This is a genomic window from Streptomyces sp. NBC_01306 (genome assembly GCF_026340465.1).
Lineage (GTDB): Bacteria > Actinomycetota > Actinomycetes > Streptomycetales > Streptomycetaceae > Streptomyces.
In genome coordinates this window covers 2799410-2821281 of the sequence record NZ_JAPEPC010000001.1, presented here as the reverse complement: position 1 = coordinate 2821281, position 21872 = coordinate 2799410, and the positions used below count along the sequence as shown (strand labels likewise).

23 protein-coding genes and 2 pseudogenes are annotated in these 21872 nt (G+C 67.1%); 14 read left to right on the top strand and 11 right to left on the bottom strand.

The window, feature by feature from the left end:
* The first annotated feature begins 550 nt into the window (after positions 1–550).
* The 12 genes and pseudogenes from OG385_RS12250 to OG385_RS12195 all read left to right on the top strand — a co-directional run bounded on the left by OG385_RS12250 (position 551) and on the right by OG385_RS12195 (position 9959).
* Positions 551–1279, top strand: a complete 729-nt coding sequence (locus OG385_RS12250) for a hypothetical protein (protein ID WP_266854472.1) — start codon at positions 551–553, stop codon at positions 1277–1279.
* 45 nt (positions 1280–1324) lie between these two features.
* Positions 1325–2152: a hypothetical protein gene (locus tag OG385_RS12245; RefSeq protein ID WP_266854470.1), complete on the top strand. Its 828-nt coding sequence runs from the start codon at positions 1325–1327 to the stop codon at positions 2150–2152.
* Positions 2149–3459: a CpaF family protein gene (locus OG385_RS12240; RefSeq protein ID WP_164259316.1), complete on the top strand. Its 1311-nt coding sequence runs from the start codon at positions 2149–2151 to the stop codon at positions 3457–3459. The genes OG385_RS12245 and OG385_RS12240 overlap by 4 nt, the downstream gene beginning before the upstream one ends.
* A gap of 10 nt (positions 3460–3469) precedes the next feature.
* A pseudogene (locus OG385_RS12235) lies at positions 3470–4384 on the top strand (type II secretion system F family protein); the annotation flags it as partial.
* 239 nt (positions 4385–4623) lie between these two features.
* A complete protein-coding gene (locus tag OG385_RS12230) occupies positions 4624–5553 on the top strand; it encodes a type II secretion system F family protein (RefSeq protein ID WP_266854468.1) in 930 nt (309 codons plus the stop codon).
* A gap of 44 nt (positions 5554–5597) precedes the next feature.
* Positions 5598–5843 carry a hypothetical protein gene (locus tag OG385_RS12225; protein WP_164259321.1) on the top strand — a complete coding sequence of 82 codons (246 nt, stop codon included), beginning with the start codon at positions 5598–5600 and terminating at the stop codon, positions 5841–5843.
* Positions 5844–6003: 160 nt separating this feature from the next.
* Positions 6004–6444, top strand: coding sequence for a TadE family protein (locus OG385_RS12220; RefSeq protein ID WP_266854466.1), 441 nt, complete (start codon positions 6004–6006; stop codon positions 6442–6444).
* A gap of 98 nt (positions 6445–6542) precedes the next feature.
* On the top strand, positions 6543–6953 hold the full coding sequence (locus tag OG385_RS12215; RefSeq protein WP_266860796.1) for a TadE/TadG family type IV pilus assembly protein: 411 nt from the start codon (positions 6543–6545) through the stop codon (positions 6951–6953).
* Positions 6950–7408: a TadE/TadG family type IV pilus assembly protein gene (locus tag OG385_RS12210; RefSeq protein ID WP_266854464.1), complete on the top strand. Its 459-nt coding sequence runs from the start codon at positions 6950–6952 to the stop codon at positions 7406–7408. The genes OG385_RS12215 and OG385_RS12210 overlap by 4 nt, the downstream gene beginning before the upstream one ends.
* A 93-nt stretch (positions 7409–7501) precedes the next feature.
* Positions 7502–8188: a hypothetical protein gene (locus OG385_RS12205; protein ID WP_266854462.1), complete on the top strand. Its 687-nt coding sequence runs from the start codon at positions 7502–7504 to the stop codon at positions 8186–8188.
* Positions 8189–8514: 326 nt separating this feature from the next.
* Positions 8515–9207, top strand: coding sequence for a hypothetical protein (locus tag OG385_RS12200; RefSeq protein ID WP_266854460.1), 693 nt, complete (start codon positions 8515–8517; stop codon positions 9205–9207).
* 32 nt (positions 9208–9239) lie between these two features.
* Positions 9240–9959, top strand: a complete 720-nt coding sequence (locus tag OG385_RS12195; protein ID WP_266854459.1) for a hypothetical protein — start codon at positions 9240–9242, stop codon at positions 9957–9959.
* Between the two features lie 114 nt (positions 9960–10073).
* On the opposite strand, the gene OG385_RS12190 is transcribed toward OG385_RS12195, so the two are convergent.
* The 11 genes from OG385_RS12190 to OG385_RS12140 all read right to left on the bottom strand — a co-directional run bounded on the left by OG385_RS12190 (position 10074) and on the right by OG385_RS12140 (position 20380).
* Entirely contained in the window at positions 10074–10757 is a 684-nt protein-coding gene (locus tag OG385_RS12190; RefSeq protein ID WP_266854457.1) for a hypothetical protein, read from the bottom strand.
* Positions 10758–10768: 11 nt separating this feature from the next.
* On the bottom strand, positions 10769–11605 hold the full coding sequence (locus tag OG385_RS12185; RefSeq protein WP_266854455.1) for a hypothetical protein: 837 nt from the start codon (positions 11603–11605) through the stop codon (positions 10769–10771).
* A 23-nt stretch (positions 11606–11628) separates the two neighbouring features.
* On the bottom strand, positions 11629–12864 hold the full coding sequence (locus tag OG385_RS12180) for a WXG100 family type VII secretion target (RefSeq protein ID WP_266854454.1): 1236 nt from the start codon (positions 12862–12864) through the stop codon (positions 11629–11631).
* A complete protein-coding gene (locus tag OG385_RS12175) occupies positions 12861–13088 on the bottom strand; it encodes a hypothetical protein (protein WP_266854452.1) in 228 nt (75 codons plus the stop codon). The genes OG385_RS12180 and OG385_RS12175 overlap by 4 nt, the downstream gene beginning before the upstream one ends.
* A 392-nt stretch (positions 13089–13480) precedes the next feature.
* Positions 13481–13765, bottom strand: a complete 285-nt coding sequence (locus tag OG385_RS12170) for a hypothetical protein (protein ID WP_266854450.1) — start codon at positions 13763–13765, stop codon at positions 13481–13483.
* 77 nt (positions 13766–13842) lie between these two features.
* The gene (locus OG385_RS12165; RefSeq protein ID WP_266854449.1) at positions 13843–14859 is read right to left on the bottom strand and encodes a hypothetical protein; all 1017 of its coding nucleotides are present in this window, start codon (positions 14857–14859) and stop codon (positions 13843–13845) included.
* Between the two features lie 74 nt (positions 14860–14933).
* Entirely contained in the window at positions 14934–16943 is a 2010-nt protein-coding gene (locus OG385_RS12160) for a hypothetical protein (RefSeq protein ID WP_266854447.1), read from the bottom strand.
* A 349-nt stretch (positions 16944–17292) separates the two neighbouring features.
* Entirely contained in the window at positions 17293–17913 is a 621-nt protein-coding gene (locus tag OG385_RS12155) for a hypothetical protein (protein WP_266854446.1), read from the bottom strand.
* Positions 17914–18157: 244 nt separating this feature from the next.
* Positions 18158–19186, bottom strand: coding sequence for a hypothetical protein (locus tag OG385_RS12150; protein ID WP_266860794.1), 1029 nt, complete (start codon positions 19184–19186; stop codon positions 18158–18160).
* A gap of 53 nt (positions 19187–19239) precedes the next feature.
* Entirely contained in the window at positions 19240–19896 is a 657-nt protein-coding gene (locus OG385_RS12145) for a hypothetical protein (RefSeq protein ID WP_266854444.1), read from the bottom strand.
* 289 nt (positions 19897–20185) lie between these two features.
* On the bottom strand, positions 20186–20380 hold the full coding sequence (locus tag OG385_RS12140; RefSeq protein ID WP_266860792.1) for a DUF397 domain-containing protein: 195 nt from the start codon (positions 20378–20380) through the stop codon (positions 20186–20188).
* Here OG385_RS12140 and OG385_RS12135 point away from each other — a divergent pair.
* Positions 20357–20449 (top strand): annotated as a pseudogene (locus tag OG385_RS12135) (ATP-binding protein); the annotation flags it as partial. The gene OG385_RS12140 and the pseudogene OG385_RS12135 overlap by 24 nt on opposite strands.
* Positions 20450–20915: 466 nt before the next feature.
* Entirely contained in the window at positions 20916–21836 is a 921-nt protein-coding gene (locus tag OG385_RS12130; protein ID WP_266854442.1) for a helix-turn-helix domain-containing protein, read from the top strand.
* The last annotated feature ends 36 nt before the right edge of the window (positions 21837–21872 follow it).

Here is a 21872-nt window from a genome sequence, read left to right as displayed (position 1 = left end):
CTCGGGGCACGCCCGGATCGCGCCCGGATCGCGCCCGGATCGCGTCGAGTTCGCGCCGGGCGAGCCCCCGGTGCGGGGCGAGCGTTCGCGGCGGGGCCCGCGTCACGGTTCCGGCCGCGGTGCTGTCACTCCCTCCCGGGCCTCAACTGCCCAGTTGTGAGGGGGATGCGGACGCCGGGGGTCGTTGGTATTTGCGTGTGCATCGCCAATCTCCGGGGTCCCTGCTGGCTGGTGGGCCCCGATCGGCGGATCTCCGTGAAGGGTTGGCGGATGCAACGGGCGATGCCCTGTCGTGCAGCGGCTACGGGGAAATCTCGTGAATCTTTGGGTGGCCCTCAAGGCCCGTCGTTTCTGACCGGTTTGGACCGATCCTGGCGATGCGCGTGAAGTTCGCGATCCTTATCTCGTCTTGAGGCGCTTATGTGCTGCTGCTACGGTGCGATGACTTGACAGCCTCCGGTGGCCTGGGAATCGGAACCGGATAAATGGCGGCGAAGTCGACTCGCTATATGTCGCAGAGAAACATTTCGGGGATTCGGGGAGAAGCGGCGTGAAGGTCCAGGAGCGCACGGGTGCAGGCAACCACAGGGTTCCCTCACCCGCCCAGTCGGCCGGTGAGCGGCTTCCCACCGTCGCCCGTGAACGCAAACCCGCCCTCGCCGCGCTCGCCGTCCTGCTGATCCTCGTCGGCGCGCTGGGAGCCACCGTGCTGGTGCTCCGGGCCGGCAACCGGGTCGAGGTCGCCAAACTGACGCACAACGTCGAGGCGGGCCAGGCCATCACGAGTAGCGACGTCACGTCGGTGATGGTCGCCAACGACAACTCGATCAACTACATCAAGTGGGACCAGCTCGGCACCGTCGAGAAGACCCTCACCGCCAGGAGCGCCCTCTACTCCGGGTCCCTCCTGGTGGGCGAGATGTTCACCGGCGAAAAGGGCACCCCCGCGGGCAAGGCCGTCGTCGGACTCTCCCTCAAGGACGGCCAGTACCCCGTCGGGATCAAGGCCGGCGACACCGTCACCGTCTACCGGGTGGGCGACCGTAGCGGCTCCAGCAGCAGCGGCAGCCAGTCCGGTTCGTCCAGCAACTCCGGGTCCTCCGGTGGCGGCATCATCGTGAACCGGGCCACCGTCAGCCAGGCCGACAAGCCCAACGACTCCACCATCAGCAGCGGCAATCTCGCGGTCACCCTCCTGGTCGACAACGCCGACGCCGCTGCCCTGTCGCAGGCCGCATCCGCAGGGGAAGCAGCCGTGGTCACGGTTGCTTCCCACTAACGGCTGACCGACGCCCCCAGAGGAACCCAGAGGAACGCAGAAGACATGGCGCTCATCGCCCTCGCCGCAGACAAGGGTTCGCCCGGAGTCACCACGGCCGCCCTCGCCCTCGCCGCCGTCTGGCCCCGGCGGGCGCTGCTCGCCGAAGCCGACCCGGCCGGCGGGGACCTCGTCTACCGCACCACCGCCTCCAACGGCGGCCCGCTCAACCCGAACACCGGCCTGCTCTCCATCGCCGCCGCAGCCCGCCGCGGGCTCGCCGCCGACCAGCTGTGGGACCACGCCCAGCCCATGGCCGGCGGCCTGGAGCTGCTCGTCGGGATCGGCTCCGCCGAGCAGGCCGCAGGCCTCGCCGGTGTCTGGCCCACCCTCGGACACGCCTTCTCCACCCTCGGCGACTCACCGCACGCGCCCGCCGACGTGATCGCCGACATCGGCCGCATCGCCGGGGGTTCGCCCGCGCTCGACCTGCTGCCGCAGGCCGGCCTCGTGCTGCTCGTCGCCCGTACGGAACCGGAGCACATCGCCCGCGTACGGGACCGGGCCGCCGCCCTCGCCGCCCAGCTGCACGGCGGACAGCGCGGAATGTCGCAGCTGGCCACCCCGCTCATCGGCGTCCTGCTGGTCGTCGAGTCGAGTGCGTCCGCCAAGGTCGCCCACCAGGTCAACGACATGCTCGTCGCCGCCCAGACCGGCGCCCGGGTCATCGGCACACTCGCGCACGACACCTCCGGCGCCGCGCTGCTCTCCGGGCGCGGCCGCGGCCGGCTCGACAAGTCGCTGCTGATCCGCAGCGCCCGCAAGGTCGCCGCCGACGTCTACCAGCAGTTCGGCGCCGCCTGGTCACAGCCGGGCGCCGGGGCCGGTCGATGAGCGACGTCGTCGACCACAGCCTGGTCAAGCGGTACCGGCAGGAGGCCGGCGACCGGATCGCGGAACAGCGCCGTATCGACCAGGTCAGCAACACGCCACCGATGTCCGGGGAGGACGAGCGGCAGTACGCGCGCGCCGTCATCGCCCAGATACTTGAGGAGTACGCGCGCGCGGAGATCAACGCCGGGCGTACCCCTTTCGACGCGGAGACCGAGGAGCAGTACGCGGCGGCCGTGCACGCGGCGCTCTTCGGAGTCGGGCGCCTCCAGCCGCTGCTTGACGACCCCGAGGTCGAGAACATCGACATCAACGGCTGCGACCAGGTCTTCGTCGGTTACGCCGACGGGCGCGAGGCCCGTGTCGACCCGGTGGCCGACACCGACGAGGAACTCGTCGAACTCATCCAGGTGCTCGGCGCCTACTCGGGACTCTCGTCCCGCCCCTTCGACTCCGCCAACCCCCAACTCGACCTGCGGCTCCCCGACGGCTCCCGGCTCTCGGCCGTGATGGAGGTCGCCCGCAGGCCCGCGCTCTCCATCCGTCGCGCCCGGATGGGCAAGGTCTTCATGGCGGACCTCGTCGGCAACGGCACGCTCACCCCCGAGCTGGCCCACTTCCTCGCCTGCGCGGTCCGCGCCCGTAAGAACATCATGATCGCGGGCGCCACCAACGCCGGCAAGACCACGCTCCTGCGGGCCCTCGCCAACGAGATCCCGCCGGTCGAGCGGCTCGTCACGGTGGAGCGCGCGCTGGAGCTCGGGCTCGACCAGTTCCCCGAACTCCACCCCAACGTCGTGGCGTTCGAGGAGCGGCTGCCCAACTCCGAAGGGCTCGGCCAGATCTCGATGGGCGAGCTGGTGCGCCGTTCGCTCCGTATGAACCCCTCGCGCGTCATCGTCGGTGAGGTGCTCGGCGACGAGATCGTGACCATGCTCAACGCGATGTCGCAGGGCAACGACGGCTCGCTCTCCACGATCCACGCCAACAGTTCGAGCGAAGTCTTCAACCGTATTTCCACCTACGCGCTCCAGGCCAACGAGCGGCTGCCCATCGAGGCCAGCCAGATGCTCATCGCCGGAGCCGTCAACTTCGTCGTCTTCGTGCAGCGCCGCAACAACTTCGAGAGCGGCGGCCGCCTCCAGCGTGCCGTCACCTCGGTCCGTGAGGTCAACGGCGTCGACGGCCGCGTCCTCTCCAGTGAGGTCTTCGCCGAGACGCCCGACGGGCGTGTCCTGCCGCACGCCCCGGTGGCGTGCCTCGATGACCTCGCCGTACACGGCTATCGCCCCTCAGGGGCCTGGGGGTGAAGGAGACCGTATGAATGGCATCTCCTCGTTGGGCGGGTTCTTCGATCCGCAGCTGCTGCTCGGACTCGGGTGCGGCGTCGCGGCGGGCGGCGGTCTCGCGCTGCTGATCCTCGCGATCCGTGGTGTCGAGCCCAAGCCCGGCCATGTGAAGGCCGAGCGCGGCGAACGGGCCAGGGAACTGGTCCAGTTCATCGGGCGGCGCGGCTCCATCGCCGTCGGCGTCGGACTCGTCGTCCTGCTGCTGACCCGCTGGACCGTTGCCGGAGTCGCCGCCGGGCTGCTCGTCTTCTTCTGGGACCGCCTCTTCGGCGGCGCCGCCCAGGAGAAGATCGCCATGCGCCGGGTGGAGGCCCTCGCGGGCTGGACCGAGTCGCTCCGTGACACCATCGCGGGCGCCGTCGGCCTCGAACAGGCCATCCCGGCCTCCGCACGCGCCGCCGCCCCCGCCCTGCGCCCGCACCTGGACGCGCTGGTCGACCGGCTCCGCGCCCGGATGCCGCTGCCGGAGGCCCTCCAGTACCTCGCCGACGAGATCAACGACGCGTCCGCCGACATCATCGTGGCCGCGCTCATCCTCAACGCCAAGCTGCGCGGACCCGGTCTGCGCCAGGTGCTCGGCGCGCTCTCCAAGTCGGCGCGCGAGGAGATCGACATGCGGCACCGGGTGATGGCACAGCGCTCGTCGACCCGGCGCAGCGTGCAGATCGTGGTCGTGGTCTCGGTGGCGTTCGTACTCGGACTCGCCGTGTTCAACCGGAGCTTCGTCTCCCCGTACGGTTCACCGATGGGCCAGCTGGTGCTGGCCGGGGTGTGCGGTCTGTTCGCGCTCGGCTTCTGGTGGCTGCGCAAGCTGTCGGTGATCGAGACGCCGGAGCGCTTCCTGGTCCGTGCCGAACCCGAGGTCCGGTTCGTACGGCCCGACACGTCCCAGCACGGGTCCCAGCAGCAGGGCGGGCAGCAGGCTCCTGTCGGGCAGCAGGCTCCTGTCGGGCACCAGGCTCCTGTCGGGCACCAGGCTCCGGGCGGGCAGCCTGCTCCCGGTGGCCAGCAGGCTCCCGGTGGGCAGTACTCCGGTGGCCAGTATCCCGGCGGGGCGAATCCGGGCGGACAGCAGCAGACTCCTCCGCAGGCCTCGCCGTTCAACCATGGCCAGGGGGCGCCGCGATGATCGACATTCTCACCGCACCGGTACTGATCGGGGCCGTACTGGGCCTCGGTGTCTTCGTCCTTGTACGGGCCCTGTCGCGTACGAGGCGCTCCGCGGTCTCGCAGGTGCAGCGCATCGACGCGCTGCGGGCGGCCGGTTCCGGGTACGAGCGGCCGGGCGACCACGATTCCCACGACGGGCGGCTCGGCTCGCTGCGTGCGCGGGTGGGGGTGCGGATCGCCGACCTCTACTTCCAGCAGGGCTGGGAGCAGCGCTCGCTCCGCTCCGACCTGGCGGTGCTCGACCGCGGCTGGGAAGGATTCCTGGCGACCAAGGTGCTGCTCGGCGTGGTCGGCCTGATCTTCGGCCCGATGCTCTTCGCCATCGCCGTGCTGATCGGCTTCGGCAAGAGCCCGATCATCCCGGTCTGGCTCGCACTGGTCTGCGGGCTGCTCTTCTTCTTCCTGCCGGACCTCGAAGTACGCCGGGACGCGACGGACAAGCGCAAGGACCTGCGCCGCGTCATCGGTGCGTATCTGGACCTGGTCTCGATGAACCTGGCCGGCGGGCGCGGTCTGCCCGAGGCGCTGATGGCCGCCGCCGAGGTGAGCGAAGGCTGGGCGCTGCGCCGGATCCGCAACGCGCTCGCGGACGCCCGGATCACCGGTACCAGCCAGTGGCTCGCGCTCGGCAGGCTCGGCGAGGATCTGGGTATCGAGGAACTGAAGGACTTGTCGTCGTCGCTGGCGCTGGTCGCCGACGACGGGGCGAAGGTACGTGAGTCGCTGGCCTCCAGGGCCGAGACGATGCGCCACCGCGAAATGGCCGAGATCGAGGGAGCGGCTGGTGAGAAGTCGCAGTCGATGCTTGTCGCCCAGCTGCTTCTCTGCGCCGGGTTCCTGGTCTTCCTCATCTATCCGGCCGCGATGCGCGTCTTCCAGGTCTGACCGGTCTGATCCCGCTTCCCCTTCTCTTGAGAGGATTTCATCCCATGTTCGGACGCCGCTTCAGTCACCCGACTGTCGACTTCCTGATTACGTTCCTGCAGGCACGCGTCGAGCGCGCCCGCTCCGAAGACACCGACCGCGGCGCGTCAGCCGTGGAGTGGGTCATCATCTCGGCGGTCGTCGTGGCGATCGTCGGTGTGGTCGCCGCGATCATCAACTCCGCGCTCAGTGACGGCGCCAACAAGGTCGGCAACTGCATCAAGGGAGCCAGCGCGAGCGGCACCTGCTGAGGCCGAGGCCCTTCCGGGAACTTCGCGGAAACGGTCCGGGACCTTCCGGGAACCGTCCGGGATCTTCCGGGAACCTTCCGGGAACCCTTCCGGATTAATTGTTCATTTCCGAGTCCGATTGATCGATCGGTCGATTGATCGCGTCACTGAGTCGGTGCTGGTGCGTCAGAGGATCAGAGCGTTCGTACGCCGCAGGGTGGAGGCAGCCTCCGCCCGCGGTGACTCCGGCATGACCGCGATCGAGTTCGTCTTCCTGACGCCGGTCCTGTTCTTCATGATCTTCGCGACAGTGCAGTTCGCGCTGTACTTCTTCGCCGACCATGTGGCGCAGGCGGCCGCGCAGGCCGGTGCACGCAAGGCACGGGCCGAGGCCGACGAGAACCCCGGGGGCTGGCGCGGAGACGCGGGCGACGTCGTGCAGAGCTATATCCAGCAGCTCGGCTCGAAGCTGGTGCTGGGCCCGAACGTGACGATGCTCCAGCCGGACAAGGACACGGTCGGTGTGGAGATCACGGCGAAGGTCCCCAATGTCTTCCCCGGCCTGGGCCTCACGGTCCACGCGCAGTCGCGGGGGCCCGTCGAGCGGTTCGTGCGGGACTGATGAGAGGCCAACGGGTGGCGGGGCGGCAGGCGTTCGCGGGTGTATGTGCCCGTACGGGTGTGGATACGGGTGTGAGGCGCGCGTCGCGTGCCGTACGGATGCGGCTGGACCGCGCGGGAGTCGGGGCCGACCGCGGTCTGTCGACCATCGAAGTGGTCATCCTGGCCCCCATCATGATCCTTTTCATTCTGGTGCTGGTCGGCTTCGGGCAGCTGGTCGAGGGGCGCGGCGCCGTGGACAGCGCGGCGCGGGACGCCGCCCGTGCGGGTTCGATCCAGAAGGACGACGGCGTCGCGATGTCCGAGGCGCGCAGGGCCGCCGATGCGGATCTGACCGACGTCTGTTCCGGCCCGGTGTCCGTCACGGCCAAGGGGTTCGTCAAGGGCGGCTTCTTCACCGTCGACGTGAGCTGCCAGATCCGTGGCCTCGCCATGCTCGGCCTGAACATCCCCACCACCCTGAGCGGGCACTTCACCTCGCCGATCGACCCGTACCGGAGGACGCAGTGAACGCGCTCACCGGATGGATCGAGTCCCGCCGGGCCCAGCTGGACGACCGGGGGTCGGGCGCCGCGGCGGTCATCATCTTCGCGTTCGTGTTCCTGGCCCTGGCCGCGTTCGTGGTGGACGGCGGGCTGTCGATCTCGCAGCGGGAACGTGCCGCGGACATCGCGGAGCAGGCCGCACGGTACGCGGCACAGGACATAGACCGGGAGGCCCTGTACGACAACCAGGGCGGACCCGCGCCGATCAACTACCAGAACTGCAACGCGCGCGTGCACGCCTTCGCGGTCGAGATGGGGATGTCCGGGCAGGACATCGGTGCTTCGCACTGCACGGCGGCCAACGCACAACGGGTCGAGGTGACAGTGCAGTTGACGTACCAGCCGGTGCTGACGGGCCTGTTCTACAGCCACTCGATAACCGTGCACGGTTCATCGGTCGCCGAGTCCGTCACGGGCTGATGGCGTTCCGTTCGCCGGGGTATCCCCGGGCAGGCAGAGCAGCATGTGCGCGCGGCTGCGGACCCCGTTTCAGATGGAAAGGCACACACCCTCATGCATGACACATTCCCCTCACGTCCCGTGCGCCGGGGGGCCGGCGCGGCGTCGCTGGTGGTCGCGGCGGCACTGCTGCTGTCGGCGTGCGGCGGTGGTGACTCGGCGTCCTCCAACAAGGCGGACAAGGTGCCGGGAGCGGACACCGCTACGAAGACGGCGGCCCCTTCCGCTTCGGCTTCTGCGGACGGGATCAAGCGGCCGGACATCACCTTGCCCAAGGACGTAAAGAACGACTTCGAGGACTGGCAGACCGGCGACCCTCAGCAAGACGCTGTGCTGGCGGACAGCCGCAGGCACATCAACGCCATCGACGCTGCCGTCACCGAGGGGACTCCCCAGACGAAGAAGTTCCCCGCTGTCGACTTTTATACGAAGGACGCGGCGTTGCTGGACGCATACCAGTACATCGCCTCGTTCTACAAGGCAGGGCAGAGCTTCTCGGGGACAGCCCGCTATTACAACCAGCACGTCAAGCTCCAGAACACTGGTGCGGCATCCGTGACGTACTGCGCCGATGAAACCACGGCGTACACGAAGGACCGTAAAACCGGCAAGGTGGAGAAAGGCACGCCTTCGTCCGACGACTACATCCTCTACAACACGCAGCTCAAGAAGAACACCAAGGGCGTATGGCAGACGGTTGTGATCACATCTGACGGGGGAGCGAAGGCGTGCCAGCGTTGAATAGGACGGCTGGTCGCGTTCTCGCACTTGGCGCAGTATTGGTATCGGTCTCGGCTCTGGCATCACCTGCTTATGCGGGCAACAGGCATGACACTGCCCAACAGGGGAGCGCCAAGGGCGGGTCGGGCAACGGGAAAATTACCGTCCAGACTCGTATCCGGACGACCACCAACGGCGACCCCGGATCGGCGAAGACCGGCTCGCTGTCTCCTGCGGACAGCAACTGGACACCCCCCGCTTGCTGGTATGAACCGGCCTTCTCGCCCAAGGAGATTCAGGCCAGCGTCAAAGAGTGGCGGGCCGTCGGGATCTTCGGGATCGGCGATGTGATCGGCAATGTACTCGACAGCTATTACAAGGACGGCAAGTACAAGAACTACAACCTTGACCAGCAGGGCAAGGGAAAGTTCTGGGCAGCTGTCGTAAACCCCAAGCGCAAGGACGAACCGGGCGCGACGGCCTGCGACAGGATGCCGTTCTGGGTGCCGAACAACACCACCCCGCACGAGCCCCTTGCCGTGAGCCCGAAGATCCTCGCCGAGTACGCGTACGACGAACTCCCCGTCCCCGAAACGCAGATCGAGGCAGCCCCGGCGGGCAAGTCCACGGTCAACCTGCCCACCTGGGTCTGGCTGGACAAGGCCCGCTTCAAGCCGGTCTCGGTGACCGCCTCGCTGCCCGGCACGGGACTCTCTGCGACGACGACCGCCACGCCCGTCGCCCTCCACCTGGACCCCGGTACGGACGACGCGGAGGTCTATCCGGCGAGCGGCGACTGCCCGCTCAACGCGGACAAGTCGATCGGCACCCCGTACACCAAGGGCTCCGCCGACCGGACCCCGTCCTGCGGAGTGACGTACGAGCGCTCGTCCGGCGGGGGCACGTATCCGCTGCGGGCGACGCTCACCTGGGAGATCAACTGGACCAGCACCACGGGCGAGGGCGACAGCCTGCCCAACGGAACCTACGGGGACACGAAGGACGTCGCCGTTCAGGAGATCCAGTCGGTCAACCGCTGAACACCCGCGCCACCTGAGGAGAGAAGCGAACGATGGCATTCGGAAGACAGCGGCGTGCCCCGGAGCCGCCCGTCGAGCCGGTGCCCTGGGAGGGCATCTCCTGGTTCGTGGTCAGCGAGGTGGAGCAGCCGGCCACGTTCCGCCGTAAAGCGGTGACCGGACCGCGGGCGATACGTGTGCGGTCGGTCGGCGGGCCCGTACGGTGTTTCGCGCCCGCCGTGTTTGTCGTCCAGCCCGACCCGGAGATCAAGGCGTACGAGTTCTACGCGGCCCGGGATTCCCGTCAGCCGATCTGTGCGCTCGCGCCCGTGACCGGCGGGAAGGGTGGCGAGCAGTACCGGGTCGCGGACGGAGCGGGGCCAGAGATCGGCACCGTGCACCGGACCGTCGCCGCGAAACGCACGATCCAGCACACCTGGTGGCTCCGGCAGCCCGGTCACCCGGACGTCGTGGCCCGCTACCACTGGGCCAAGGGCAGTGCCAAGGAGGTCGCGGCGCGGGGCAAGGCGGCTGTGGCGCGGCAGGCGGGGAGCCTGGCCGAAAGCGTCGTGGATTCCTTGATCTTCGGTGGTGACGACAGCGGCGGTCAAAGCAGCAACCACATCCGCAAGCCGGTGACCTGGCGGGCGGGCGAGGACGAAGTGGCCCTCACGTCGGATCACACGGACCGCGGGGTCAGGACCTATATGCCGAAGGCCGGTTGGCTGGACCTGCGGCTGGTGTTCGCGCTGGCGGTACTGCGGGAGGGCTGACCGTACGTGGGCAGGCTGCCGCCGCCGACGGGCAGCGGTTGTCCGTCTGATTCTTCCGGGCCTTCGCGTCGTGCCCGATGCCTGGCCCGTACGGGACAACTGGTGCCGTTCGTGTCAGCGCCGTGCCTGCGACCCCGCCTGCTCCAGCGCCGCGCGCAGCTTCTCCGGGTGGCGGGTGGGGGCCGACCAGACGGGGGAAGCCGCGAACTGCTGTGGTGCCGAGGTTTTCCAGAAGGACCGCTGCTCGGGAGGGCGGAATTCGGGAACACTCGCGGCGGTGAGATCGACGTTGATGACGATCGCCGCACGCATGTAGGGAGCTGTCAGCAACCCGAGCTTGATGGTGCCGGTGGCAGTCTCCAGGCGGGACGAACCCACATCGCGGCCGACCTTGGCGATCTTCCGGATCTCTTGATGATCACTGACCACTTCGACGCGCTGGACCGCGTCCCAGGGACAGAAGAAGACCTGTCGCCGGTGCGCCCGCGCCCGGGGCAGCTTCTTCCCTCCGGTCCTACCGCGAGCTTTCAGGCGCTCCGTCCGCTGAATGCCGCCGATCCAGATACCGGCCGCGTCGACACGGATCCCGATCGGCCGGTCCTCCGCCAGGTGGAGACCTCCGAGACTCACGGATCCGACGATGCCCAGGATCACTCCGGGCATGAACACCGATGAGTTGTCGGTCAGCAGCAGGGCAACGAACGAGCCGATCAGCAGCAACGGCCAGAAGAAGCCGTGGAACACCAGCGGCCAGCGCAGCGCGCAGCGCTCCTCGGAGTAGTGGACGGGTTCGCTCATCGCAGGCAGGTTCACGCGGCAGATCCAGGTCCGGAAAGCAGCTCGCTCAGGTGGCGGCCGAGGGTTTCTTCGTCGCAGTCGATCGGGGTGCCGTCCTGGTTACGTTCGACGCTCAGCCCGGCGGAACTCCGTCGAACCTCGAAGCGGTCCAGGTCAGGGCCCGTGCCCTTGTTGGGCTGATACACGTCGATCACTTTGGAGGGGCGCCGGCCGAATCGGTGCCCGGCAGGAGGGCGGTCGACCCAGCGCAGCAGTGATCTGACAGCTTCCGCCGGGCTGGCGAGTACGTACTTGTAGGCCGGTCCGAACCGTGAGACATGGTTGCCGGTGGCTTCCTCTGCCAGCACTGCTCGCAGACCGCGCCCCTCCTCGGCGATTCCGTACAGCCGCATCCGGTCGGGCTCGGCTTTGGCCCCCTCGCGGCGGACGACGATGAATGACGGCTGGGTGCGGCCTGCCAGGATCATGGCGAGCAGCGGGCGCACCGGAAGGCCGACGCTCTCACCGGGGGCGTCCTCCGTTGCGCTTGCTCCGGATTCGTCACCAGGCCCGGGCTCCGGCTCACCAGGCCTGGGCTCCGGCTCGGCAGGCCCGGTTTCCGGCTCGGCCAGCAGCCCACGGTGGACAAGGAACTTCAGCGCCATGGCCGAGAGTTCGAACCGTTCCGCCTCGGCTTTGCCGGACCACCATGACCACGCGTCCTCGTCAACGAGTGTGGCCTGCATGGCTCCGAGTACGCACAGCTCCGCAGTCGACAGGGCGGGCAGTTGAACCGCGTCGTCCCGGTCGACCTGATCCAGCAACGCCTGTGATGCTTCGACGTCCGCCTGTCGGGGGTCACCCGTCATGGTGTGCTGCCTCCATCGGCTGCTCAGAGAAAACTGGTGACCGCATGCCAGGTGCTCTTGGCTGCCGATGCCACGGCGTGACCGGTGGCGTTGCACACGTTCTTGAACGGTTTCCAGTGGTGGTAGAGGTAGGTGCCGCCCAGGTACAGGCCGGTGCCGACCATGACGACTTCGCCCACGCCGGGGACGGCATCCAGGGGGGTGAGGAGAGCGAGCGTGTCCCACGTGGCAAGTCCGGCGTTGACCCCGGCGGCGCCGCGGTCCACCCAGCCCATCGCGCCCTTGTCCTCGGGCTTCCACATGGTGTACAGGTCGCCGGCGATGGCCAGCCCGTTCAGCCCGACACTGGCCCCGCGCAGCCACGGAAGCCGCGCCGCTTCCCCGAGGTTGGCGAGCTTCGTGCCCTCGTTCCACTTGCCGATCGCGTCCCAGTCCTTGGCGAAGTCCTCGATCGCCTGGGCGAGATCGGCTTCGGTGGCCGCACCGCTGCTCATGGCGTTCATGATCGGACGGGCCATCTTCGGGAAGTCGGCCTCCATCAGCTCGGGGATCCGCGCCGCGAACTCCTCAGCGGTCTTGACGCTCTCCTCCGCGCCCTCCGCACCGCTCATCAGCTTGAGCAGGACCATGTCGGCGTACGGAGCCGGTACGGCGTGCAGCTTTTCGTCCCACTTCCGCAGCTCGCCCTCAGGGCCGAAGAGCTTCTCCCAGAGCCCCGGGTTCTCTTCCTTCAGCTCCTCGCCCGCCTTCGCCACCTGCTCCTTGAGCTGCTTGGCGGACAGGGTGTCAGGACAGGTCTTGGCGAGCGTCGTCTGCGCGTTGCTGAGCGCGGTCGCACACGTACCCGCGGCGCGGTTCAGGTCGGAACTCGCGTCGCTGACCTTCTGGCCGAGTGCTTTGGGGGACTGGCCCGGCGCGGTCGGCGCATGGCTGGAGGCATGGGAGTGGCTGTCGGCAGTGGTGTTGGCGCCCTTCACCGCTTTCTGCGCGCTCTCCAGCGCCCCGGCGTAGGTGTGCAGCGCGGAGTAAGCGGCGCCCGCGGCCACATGGACGGCCTTGAAGCGGGGGTACACACCTTCGGCCGCCGTCCGATACTGCTGGGACAGCGGGCCGGACCAGCCCTTGAGTACGGCTTCGACATGCCGCTGGAACGTCGTCAGCAGCGTGGAATGGTCATGGGCCAGCGATTTGAACCGGCCGGCGGCGGTCCGCAGGGTTTCTGGATCCCCGGACGGAACGGTGTAGGTGGGAGGCGTCATTTGCCGCCTCCGCCTGCCTTCTTGAGGTTGGTGGCGGTCGTCTGGGCGACGTCACCGAGATCACTGACGGAGGTGCCGGTATCACCGGCTGCCTTCGCGATTGCACCGGCCAGCGAGCTGATCGCCGAGGCCACCCGGTGGTCCCCGGCGGCGCCGGCTGCCTGCTTGCCGGCCGCCGTTCCAGCCTTGGAATGACTGTTGGCCGAGGTAACGACCGATTTCATGGATGAAGCCGACGCCTGTATGTGCTCGGCGTCACCACCCCGGTAGCCCACTGATCCCACACCCCGTTTTCGGTACCCGGGCCCGGCTGATCCGTCGCAGCCCTGACCTCAGCCTCAGACGGTGCTTGGCGGGGCCGTTCGCAGTCAACGCCGGAAGGGGTGCATCGCCCACTCTTGGCCGGGCGGTGAGCGGAACTTTGCAATTGTGTGGCCTGACGAAAAGGTTGCGGGCGGGGTTCCGCGTCCGGCTTCCGTGGCGGGGACCGGCCCCTTCGAGGTGCTCAGTGCCAGACAGCGCGCGCCGGCACTCGGAAGCCGGCGTGCGGGGATGGGCAGAGTTCACCGGTCTCTGTGCCGATGCTCAGGTCGGCGGCGTGCGGAATCAACGGACGCTAACTCGCGCCGTGCATCTTCCTGTCCTGGGCGGACTGTTTTTTCTGGGCTTCATCCACCAGCCGGTTCTCCTCTGCCGGGAACGAATCGAAGAGGGTCTTCAGCCGCTTCATGCGTCCTTCGTGATCGGTACGCCATGTGTCGGCCTTCTTGCCGATCCAGGTATGCGGCATCATGGCGTCGACGCGTTTCATGGCCGCTTTTATGTCCGTCACCGCCCTCTCGATCTCATTCATGTCCTGCCGGCACACGTAGTCGAGACGGTCCTGCTCGGGAATGCCCATGGAGTACTCCTTTGCTGGGCGTATTTGCGGAGTGCGACTGCGGGGGACTTCTGCAACAGCACCGCCTTGGGTGACCGTTATTTTGTTGAGATCTTCAGTACGGCGGAAGTGAGCCCTGCCATGATGAGGCTGCCCGATGAGTAGGCCAGGGATGTTGGTAGCTCGCAGGGAATATTCTTCGCGTCAACTGGCTTCCCTGGCTTGCATGTGGAACCCGACTCGTTTTTCGATGAGTGCCTTGCCACGAGTTCGGTCTTTTTGGTAGCCAGGTGGAGCACGTAGGAGCCCGATGAGTTTCCCGCGTGGACGTAAATGCCGTCCGCACCGTCGTCGCTCATCCAGCGAACTTTGAGGGAGGCGGGGTCTCCGGGGACTCCGTCGATATGCCGGGGCAAGGCTATAGTGCGCGAGGAACCGTCTGCGCTGATGGACGTTATGCCGCGGACCTGCGAAGGGTCGTTGGTGCTGGGGGAAACGTAGACCGTGTGCGTGCCACTCACCGCGCCACCGGGGGAGATAGCCGGCCAGTCCTTGACTGGGCCTCGACCTGGCACCTGGTAGATACGGGTGAGGTGTCCGTCCTTGAGTCGCCAGATAACGTTGTAATCGGCGATCATGATCGAGCCGTCGGGCTCTGTCGCGAACGGTACGGGTTGGCTGGCGGCGAAGCGGTATTGGCTTGCCGATGCGGTTTTCGGGGCAGGGTCCCGTAGTTTTCGGTTCTTTCCCGCGACTCCTGCGAGAGCCGATTTACGGCCGCCGGGCCCCAGTTCAATGAGCTGTGAATCGGCGCTTGTCAGGAACTTCCCGCCGGGCAGTGCTACCAGTCCTGCCATGCCCTCGATTTGGTCATCGAGAATGACTTTCGCTTTGTGGTCCTTGGTGATGGCGACGAGGGATGTCCCCAGGCCGTAGACCAGGCCGTCGGGGCCGTAGGCAACCCCTTCCGGGGTGCCTCCGAACCCGTCGTAGGCAATCTCTTGGGCCTTGTTGTCCGAATCGGTCTGGAGAACGGCCACGGCTTGCCCCTTGGCGGGCTCCTTCCAGGTGTTTCCCGGCTTGCCGTCGCAGGCTGCCAGGCCGAGAAGGACCATCGGGGCCATCCCGGCCGACAGGTATGTCTTAACGCTTCGCCTCACGGCTGAACCCTTCGCTCAGTACGCACATGTCAGTCGTCGGCCCCGCGTTTGAAGGAATTTCTCATGGTGTCGTCGAAATTATCCAGCTCGTGATTATGCCGCTTCTTCTCGGCGGACCACATTGCGTTGAAATCTTCTCGATCATTCTCATTGTGGATTACAATGTTTCCGTCAGCCCACTCCGGATGGCCGTCCGGAGCCTTCATCTTGCCGGATCGGATGAGACCTTGCACTATCGGGATTTGCATAGATGTCGAATCGCCGAACTTGATACTTTTGTAATCACTCTGTACTTGGTCGGCTTCCCCTGAGGGGAATTTCGATCCGGCGTAGGGCATCCCTGCCCAGATGGAGGCCTGAACCCATGTGGAGCCGAGTGCGAATTTTGCCGGATTCGCGGGGAGGGGGACGGCGGCTGCTCCGCTGGCGATGATGTTGAACCACATGAGCTGCTTCGCGTGCTCGGCATCCCGTAGCGCTGCATCGTCCATCTTGACATCGTGTCCGGCGGCTGAAACTTCGCCTCGGAGTTCAGCCAGGTTGTTCAGGTACGCCCCCTGATCACCGGTGAGACCGCGTTGAGAGGTCAGGCTGATTTGCGCGTTGATGGACTGAAGAACATTGCCGGCCTCGTCCTTGTTCTTCATGATCTCGCTGAGGAAGGCTTTCGTGGTGTCCTTGTCCGAGATGATGGTGCCACCAGACTCGGAAGCCTGGTTCTGATCAATTCCGGTCGACTCGGCAAAATCAGGAACATAGGACTGGAAGACGTTGGACAGTGCCTTCGATATGCCCATGTTGACTGGGTACTGCTCCTTCTCGTAATCGCTCTTCTTACCGTCCAGTTTGTACTTTTCTGCGCCGGCGTTGATGATGTTCTTCGCGGCTTTGGCTGAGGCGTCAGGGTGGTGGAGCCTGTCGCTTGTGGCCGCGCGGATGACGGCACTTGGCCACTTGGTGTCATCGAGGTGTGTGCCCGGAGTGGCCCAGTGATCGTCGATGAGTTCCTTCGCGTGCGTCGCGCCCTCCGGGCCATTGAGGAGGTCCCGAGAAGCTTCGGGATTCTCGCTGACCCGCTGCATGAGGGCGAGCGATGGATCGTTGGCGTCGATTGCGTTGACGCGCCGTGTGGCCTCGTCCAGGTTCTCGTCGACGTAGCTGTGATCGAGACCCAGCTCCGAGTACCAGGCACTGTCCGGGTCTACATAGGCATCGCCCGTGTAGATTCCGCCCTGGATGCCGCCCTTGGAATATGCGGGCCGCATTGGGTGGTCCTTACGCCAGTCGAGCATCGCGCCACCGACCTGGGACAGTACTGTCGGGTCCCATTTGGCGCCGGGCGGCCCGTACTTGAAGAGCGTCCCGACCGACCACATGTCGCCGCCCGGCGGGTCGGTGAGAGATTTGAGGTAGTCCGGATTGGGTGGAATCTTGCCCTTCTTCTGGAGGGTGAAGATCCGGTTGATGCCTGTGGCGTACTGACCGATCACCTTCGTCGAGTCGTCGTTCAGTACCTTCCCTCCGTGGGTGCCGTCCTCCTGGTGGAACGCGCTGCCGACGCGGGCAGCGTCCGCGACGCCACCGGCGGCTGCGAAGGCGGTCAGGTAGGCGGGGTCGTCCTGGTGGTCGGCGAGGGACTGGGCGACTGCCTCGATGTCGTCGCGGGAGCCGTCGGCTTTGGGGTCGTCGAGCGCCTTCTTGAGGGTGTCGGCTTCCTCCTTGGCCTCCTTGGCGCTCTGCTGACGTACACCTTTCATGTCCCACGGGATCTCAAGAATGTTGCCGTCAGGCGTGCACATGCCTGAGCCGCCGTGCTCTTCCAGGTTTCGGGCGAGGTCTGCGCGTTTGGACATGTCACGGCCGTCATCACCGACGGCGTGTGTCTGCTGTGCGATGAGAGACAGGTCGAGGCTGCCGTCCCACTCCTTGAAGTTCTTGCGGATGACGCCACCGTGTCTGGAGAGCGCCGCCTCCAGATCCTTCAGGCGGTCGGCCAGTTTGCGTATACGAACCGGATCCACACCGACGTAGTCGTTCACAGACAGCTCCCCCCGTGCGACACATTGCCCGATCGTGAGATCGACAGGCCAGGCTAACAGGCGCACTCGGCTCAACTTCCTTTGTTGCAAAGGCGGCGGGGAGCAACAGGGCGCGGACTCCAGGGCCGGGACGGGCCTGGGTGAAGCTGAAGCGACCTCTTCGACGAATGGCCCGGATGTTTGATCACACGCCGGGAGCGACGGCGGCCGCCCTCGCGTGAGGGGGGGGCTTGACCTTGTGCGCCTCACTCGGCGGGGACCAACTGCCGACGTGGAGGGATCCGTGGCAACCGAACCGGCTCTGCGTCGGCTCGTAGTGGCGGCGCGACGAACTTGACCGGTGTCATGCTCACCAGTCGGCTTGGGCGGCCAGTGTCTCCGTGAGAGTCTTCATCTTGTCCGCACCGATGTGTGTACGGCCATCCTTCCCCTCAATGACCACCAGGGCGATGTCACCGGCGCCGTCCACCGAAAGCCGGACAGCGCCGACGTTTCCGCTCGGAGTGACTGTGGCAGTGCCCCGCTTGGCTTTCTGTGCCGTGGGCAGCCACTTCTGCATCGCGCTGGACGCCATTTGCGCATCGGAAGCGATCTGGGGAGCCATCAACCCCAGTGCGTAATCGGGGCGTCGGGTGCCGACCGTGTACACAGTGATCTTGTCTGCGGCGATTCCGAAGGCGCAGCTCACCACTGCGCCACCGGCGTCGGCGAGCGGTGAGCCGGGCCCCGCGGTCTTGTCGGATTCGGAGCTGACCGTCCCCTTGCCCTGCTCCGGCCCAGCCTGGCCGCTCACGCCAATCCGCTTTGCTGCTTGGCCGATGTCGTAGCTGATCGGGCAGGGTCCGGCATCGCCGTGAACGGCACCCGCCTTTTTCACGAGCGGGGATACGTTCAACGGCCCGCCGGCGGCCGTCCGAGGGGACTGGCCCGCACACCCGGACACCGTCCCTGCCAGTAGCAGCGCGGCCATCGCTGATGCCGTGGCGTGCTCCCACTGCGACCGTGGACGCCTTCTCATCTGCCGCCCCCTGAGGTTGGTTGGGGCTCTGATGGCCCAGCTTGATCGTATCCGGGCGGGTGCTCCCGGGCGATGGCGGCTATGCAGGGGGCTCGCTCCGGAACGACTGCCGTCAGCAGTGATCGCGCGGCGGCTGTGCGTCGGGGCGCGATGTGACAGCTGGAGGTACCGAACGGTGTCCGTTCGCGGCCCTTTGTCAGCGGTTGATCGTCTGGATTTCCTGGACGTTCATGTCCTGGGTGGTCTGGAAGGTTCCGTCGGGGAGGTCGCCATGTGCTCCGCCTGTGCCCCTCCAGCTGATCTTCCAGGTGATGGACGCCTTGAGCTGATACGGGCTTCCGTCGGTGGCATGCAGGTAGTTGATGCCGCAGGGCGGGTTCTGGCTGGCGTCGCCCGACTTGTACGGCGTGCCGATGGAGCCGTCCTTGTTGAACGTGCAGGTGCCGGAGGAGGGGAAGGTGTCCGCGTCGTCCGTGCCCGGGTCCAGGTGGAGGCTCACGGGTTTCGCGGTGGTCTCGGCCCAGAGCCCGGTGTTGGGGAGTTCGGCGCGTACGACGACGTCCTTGAAGGTGCCCTTGTCCAGCCAGACCCAGGTGGGCAGGTTCACGGTGGACTTGGTCTGCGGCTTCAGCTCGATCTTGGTCTCGGGGACCTTGACCTTGTTGTACGCATACTCGGCGAGCATCTTCGGCGTGGGCGCGTGCGGGATCTTCGGGACCTGGCCGGCCGGCTGCCAGAACATGATGCGGCCGCACTGCCAGGAATCGGGATCCGACTCGTCCGGGGCTACGCTCCGCCAGAAGTAGCCGCCCTTGCCGATGTTGTAGTTCTTGTAGCCATCGGCCATGGAGCTGGGGTCGTCGAAGTTGGCTTCGGGCTTGCCGTCCTTGTAGTGGTCGGTCCAGAGGCCAGTGCCGAACCAGGACTCGTGGATACCCACATCGCCGTCGCCGCCGGACGACTTCACGAAACTCTTCAAGCCTTCGGGCGTGAAGACTGGCTCGTACCAGCACGCGGGCGGTTTCCAGTTGGGATCGATCGCAGCCAGGTTGCCCTTTTTGCCGCTCCCGCCGCCTCCCTTGGGATAGCTGAGCCGGATTTGGGAGTGGGTGGCGGAGGCGCTGACGTTGCCGTTCCCAGCGCCTCCCTGTGTGTGGTCGGCGGGTGGAGTCGTGGTCTCCCCCGGCGTGTCGGTGGCGTGCGCCACGCCACCGGAGCACAGCAGCCAGATCGCTGTGGCCCCGGCGAGGGGCCACCGTCGTACGCTCGGCGCGGACCCTATCCTCGGCATTCCTTCACCCTCCCCTGGACCTCGATCTGCTGGGCCTTCCAGACCTTGCCATCCGTCGTGGACGGAGCCATCAAGAGGCTGTACTTCTGATAACTGTCCAGGCTCTCACCTACGTCATTGATCTTTCCGGTCTTCACCGACTTGCTGTATGACTTGGCCTGGTTGCGGCAGAAGGTGACGAGTACCGACTTCGACGTGCCGACCGAATTGGCCTCGGCGTTGAAGTAGCGGTCCGTTCCGGTGGGTGTCCAATCGCCCTTGACCCATGCCTGGATCTGCGATTTCGCATAACGAGCTGCAACCGGGTACGAGTAGAACTTGTACGCCGGGTCTTCCGGGTTCTGCTTGACGATGCCGTGTTTCAGGGCGCGAATGTAGTTCTCGGCATCGCCCATGGCTGCCGCCTTCGCCGCATCGGCCGGCTTGTCGAAGGAGAAGTTCAGGTGGAGGTCCGCCGGCACGCTGACGTCGGGCCTGCCGTCACCGGTCGCCGCTGATGTCGAAGCAGACGGGCTCTTCGTCCCCTCGTCCGCCCCCTTGATCTTGTCCTTGGAGGCGTCGTTGTTGCTGCCTCCGCAAGCGGTCAGTAGCAGGGCCGCACTGACAGCGAGTGCGGCGGCGATGGCTGGAGTGCGGCGGGCCACGAGTGTTCTCCCCCGGTTGGCGGCAGCAGGCCGGCAGGCCGGACTGCAAACGTTCAGGGCATTCGAAGCTACCAGCCGCGTGTAAAGGGCAGCAGAGGACGGTCGGGGGATTCCGTGCCATGTACGGGAAGAGCTGCCCGGGCGGGATGAATCTGTCGCGGGTGGGGTGTTGTGTGCGCCTCCTGGTGGCCGTGTGCGCGTGTGATGCGGTGGCGACTGGAGTGATGCCGGGTGCTGTGACAGCAGCGCGCCCCGATGCCCGGGGCGGTCGGGCTCGGGGCGCGAGTGCTCAGGGGGTAGTTCCGGACGTGCCGGACGTGTACGTCACGAAGTCCGTCCATGCGTCCGGCGTGAAGCCGAGCTGCGGGCCCGGGATGTTCTTCGAGTCACGGACGTGGACGGTGTTTGCCGCCGCTGCGATCTCGACGTATTCGGGGCCGTCGTTGGTGCCGTAGCTGCTCTTGACGTTGAGGCGCTCGCGGATCGCTGGGGGGTTACGCCCGGCCCTGTCCCGCGCTGGACGGTCTGGGCGGAACTCGATCTCGTACCGTGACCGCCCGGGCTCTTTACGTCGACACCGTGGCCGTCTTCACCGGGTCGCGGATCCCCGCGACCCGGTGGGCCGCGACGCCGTCTCCCGCGACATAAGAACTCTCAAGTACTGAGGAGAAATAACCTCCCCACCCCACCCGACCTCACCCCGCGGCCCGTCACCCACACGGGTGAGGTTCGCCAACCGGGCTGGATTTAGAGCTGGTTGGTCGGCATATGCTCGCCGCGACCAACAACCCAAGACATGTGACGGCCCCCGGCAGGACGGCAAATCCTGGTCCGAGGGCCTGACCACCGAGGAAGAATCGAGCTTCCCGATGGATACCCAGCAGGTTAGCGCGCCCTCGCGCGCCCCGTCCCGCGATCCCCGGGGCGGCGTGACCTCCCGCGACATGCCCTCCCGCGTTACGCCCTCCCGCGACATGGCCTCCCGCGACGTGGCCTCCCGTGACATGCCTTCCCGCGTTATGCCTTCCGGGCCCGTGCCCTCCGGTGTCGTGCACATCAACTCGCGGCATACCGCCCGCTTCACCGTCGTCGGCAACCATCTCGCCCAGCACCCCGGGCTGTCCCTCGTCGCGATCGCGCTGGCCGTTCATATCCAGTCGCTGCCCGCCGGAGCCCGGATCGGCGTCAAGGTCCTCGCCGACCGTTTCCCGGAGAGCGAGGCCCGGGTGGCCGCCGCACTGCGCGAGCTGGAGGCGCACGGCTACTTGTGCCGCACCCGGGAACGCCTCCCGAACGGCCGGGTCGTCACCCGCACGGTCTCGTACAACCAGCCGGGCAAGCCACGTACGGATGTGAGCCCCGGCGTTGTCCCGCCTGGCGCCGTCCCGCCGGCCGCCGCCCCTGTGGCCTCGGCCGTGCCTGTCGCCCCTGCGGCTGCGGCGCCCGTGCCCCCTGCCGTCGTACCCGCGGCCGAGCAACAGCTGCGTTCACAGCCACCACCGCAGCCACTGCCCCGAGCGGGCGTCCACGGGCCGCGCCCGGCCCTGGTGCTTCCCCAGCCGCTCGTGCCCGACCCCGAACGCCACCGCGCGGCCATCGAACTGCTCTCCGGCCTGCGCCGCGACGAGCCCATGCTGCTGCTGGCCGAGACCGACGTCCGGCGCCTGGCCCCGGCCGTTGCGGCCTGGCTCGAACGCGATGCCCGGCCCGACGCCGTACGCGCTGTCCTCACCGCCGATCTGCCCGGTCGCCTGAGACACCCCGCAGCCCTTCTCGCCCACCGGCTCGCCGCCCTGGTGCCGCCCCCGCTGCCCGATCTCCGTACCCGGGAAGGGGCCGGGCGGCCGGACCCGCTTCAGAACTGCGACGCCTGCGACCACGCGTTCCGGTCACCCGGGCCCGGCCGCTGCCGCGACTGCCGGGCCGGGCAGCAGCGGTGAGGCCGGGGGAGGAGGGGGTCTCGGGGGAGAAGTGAG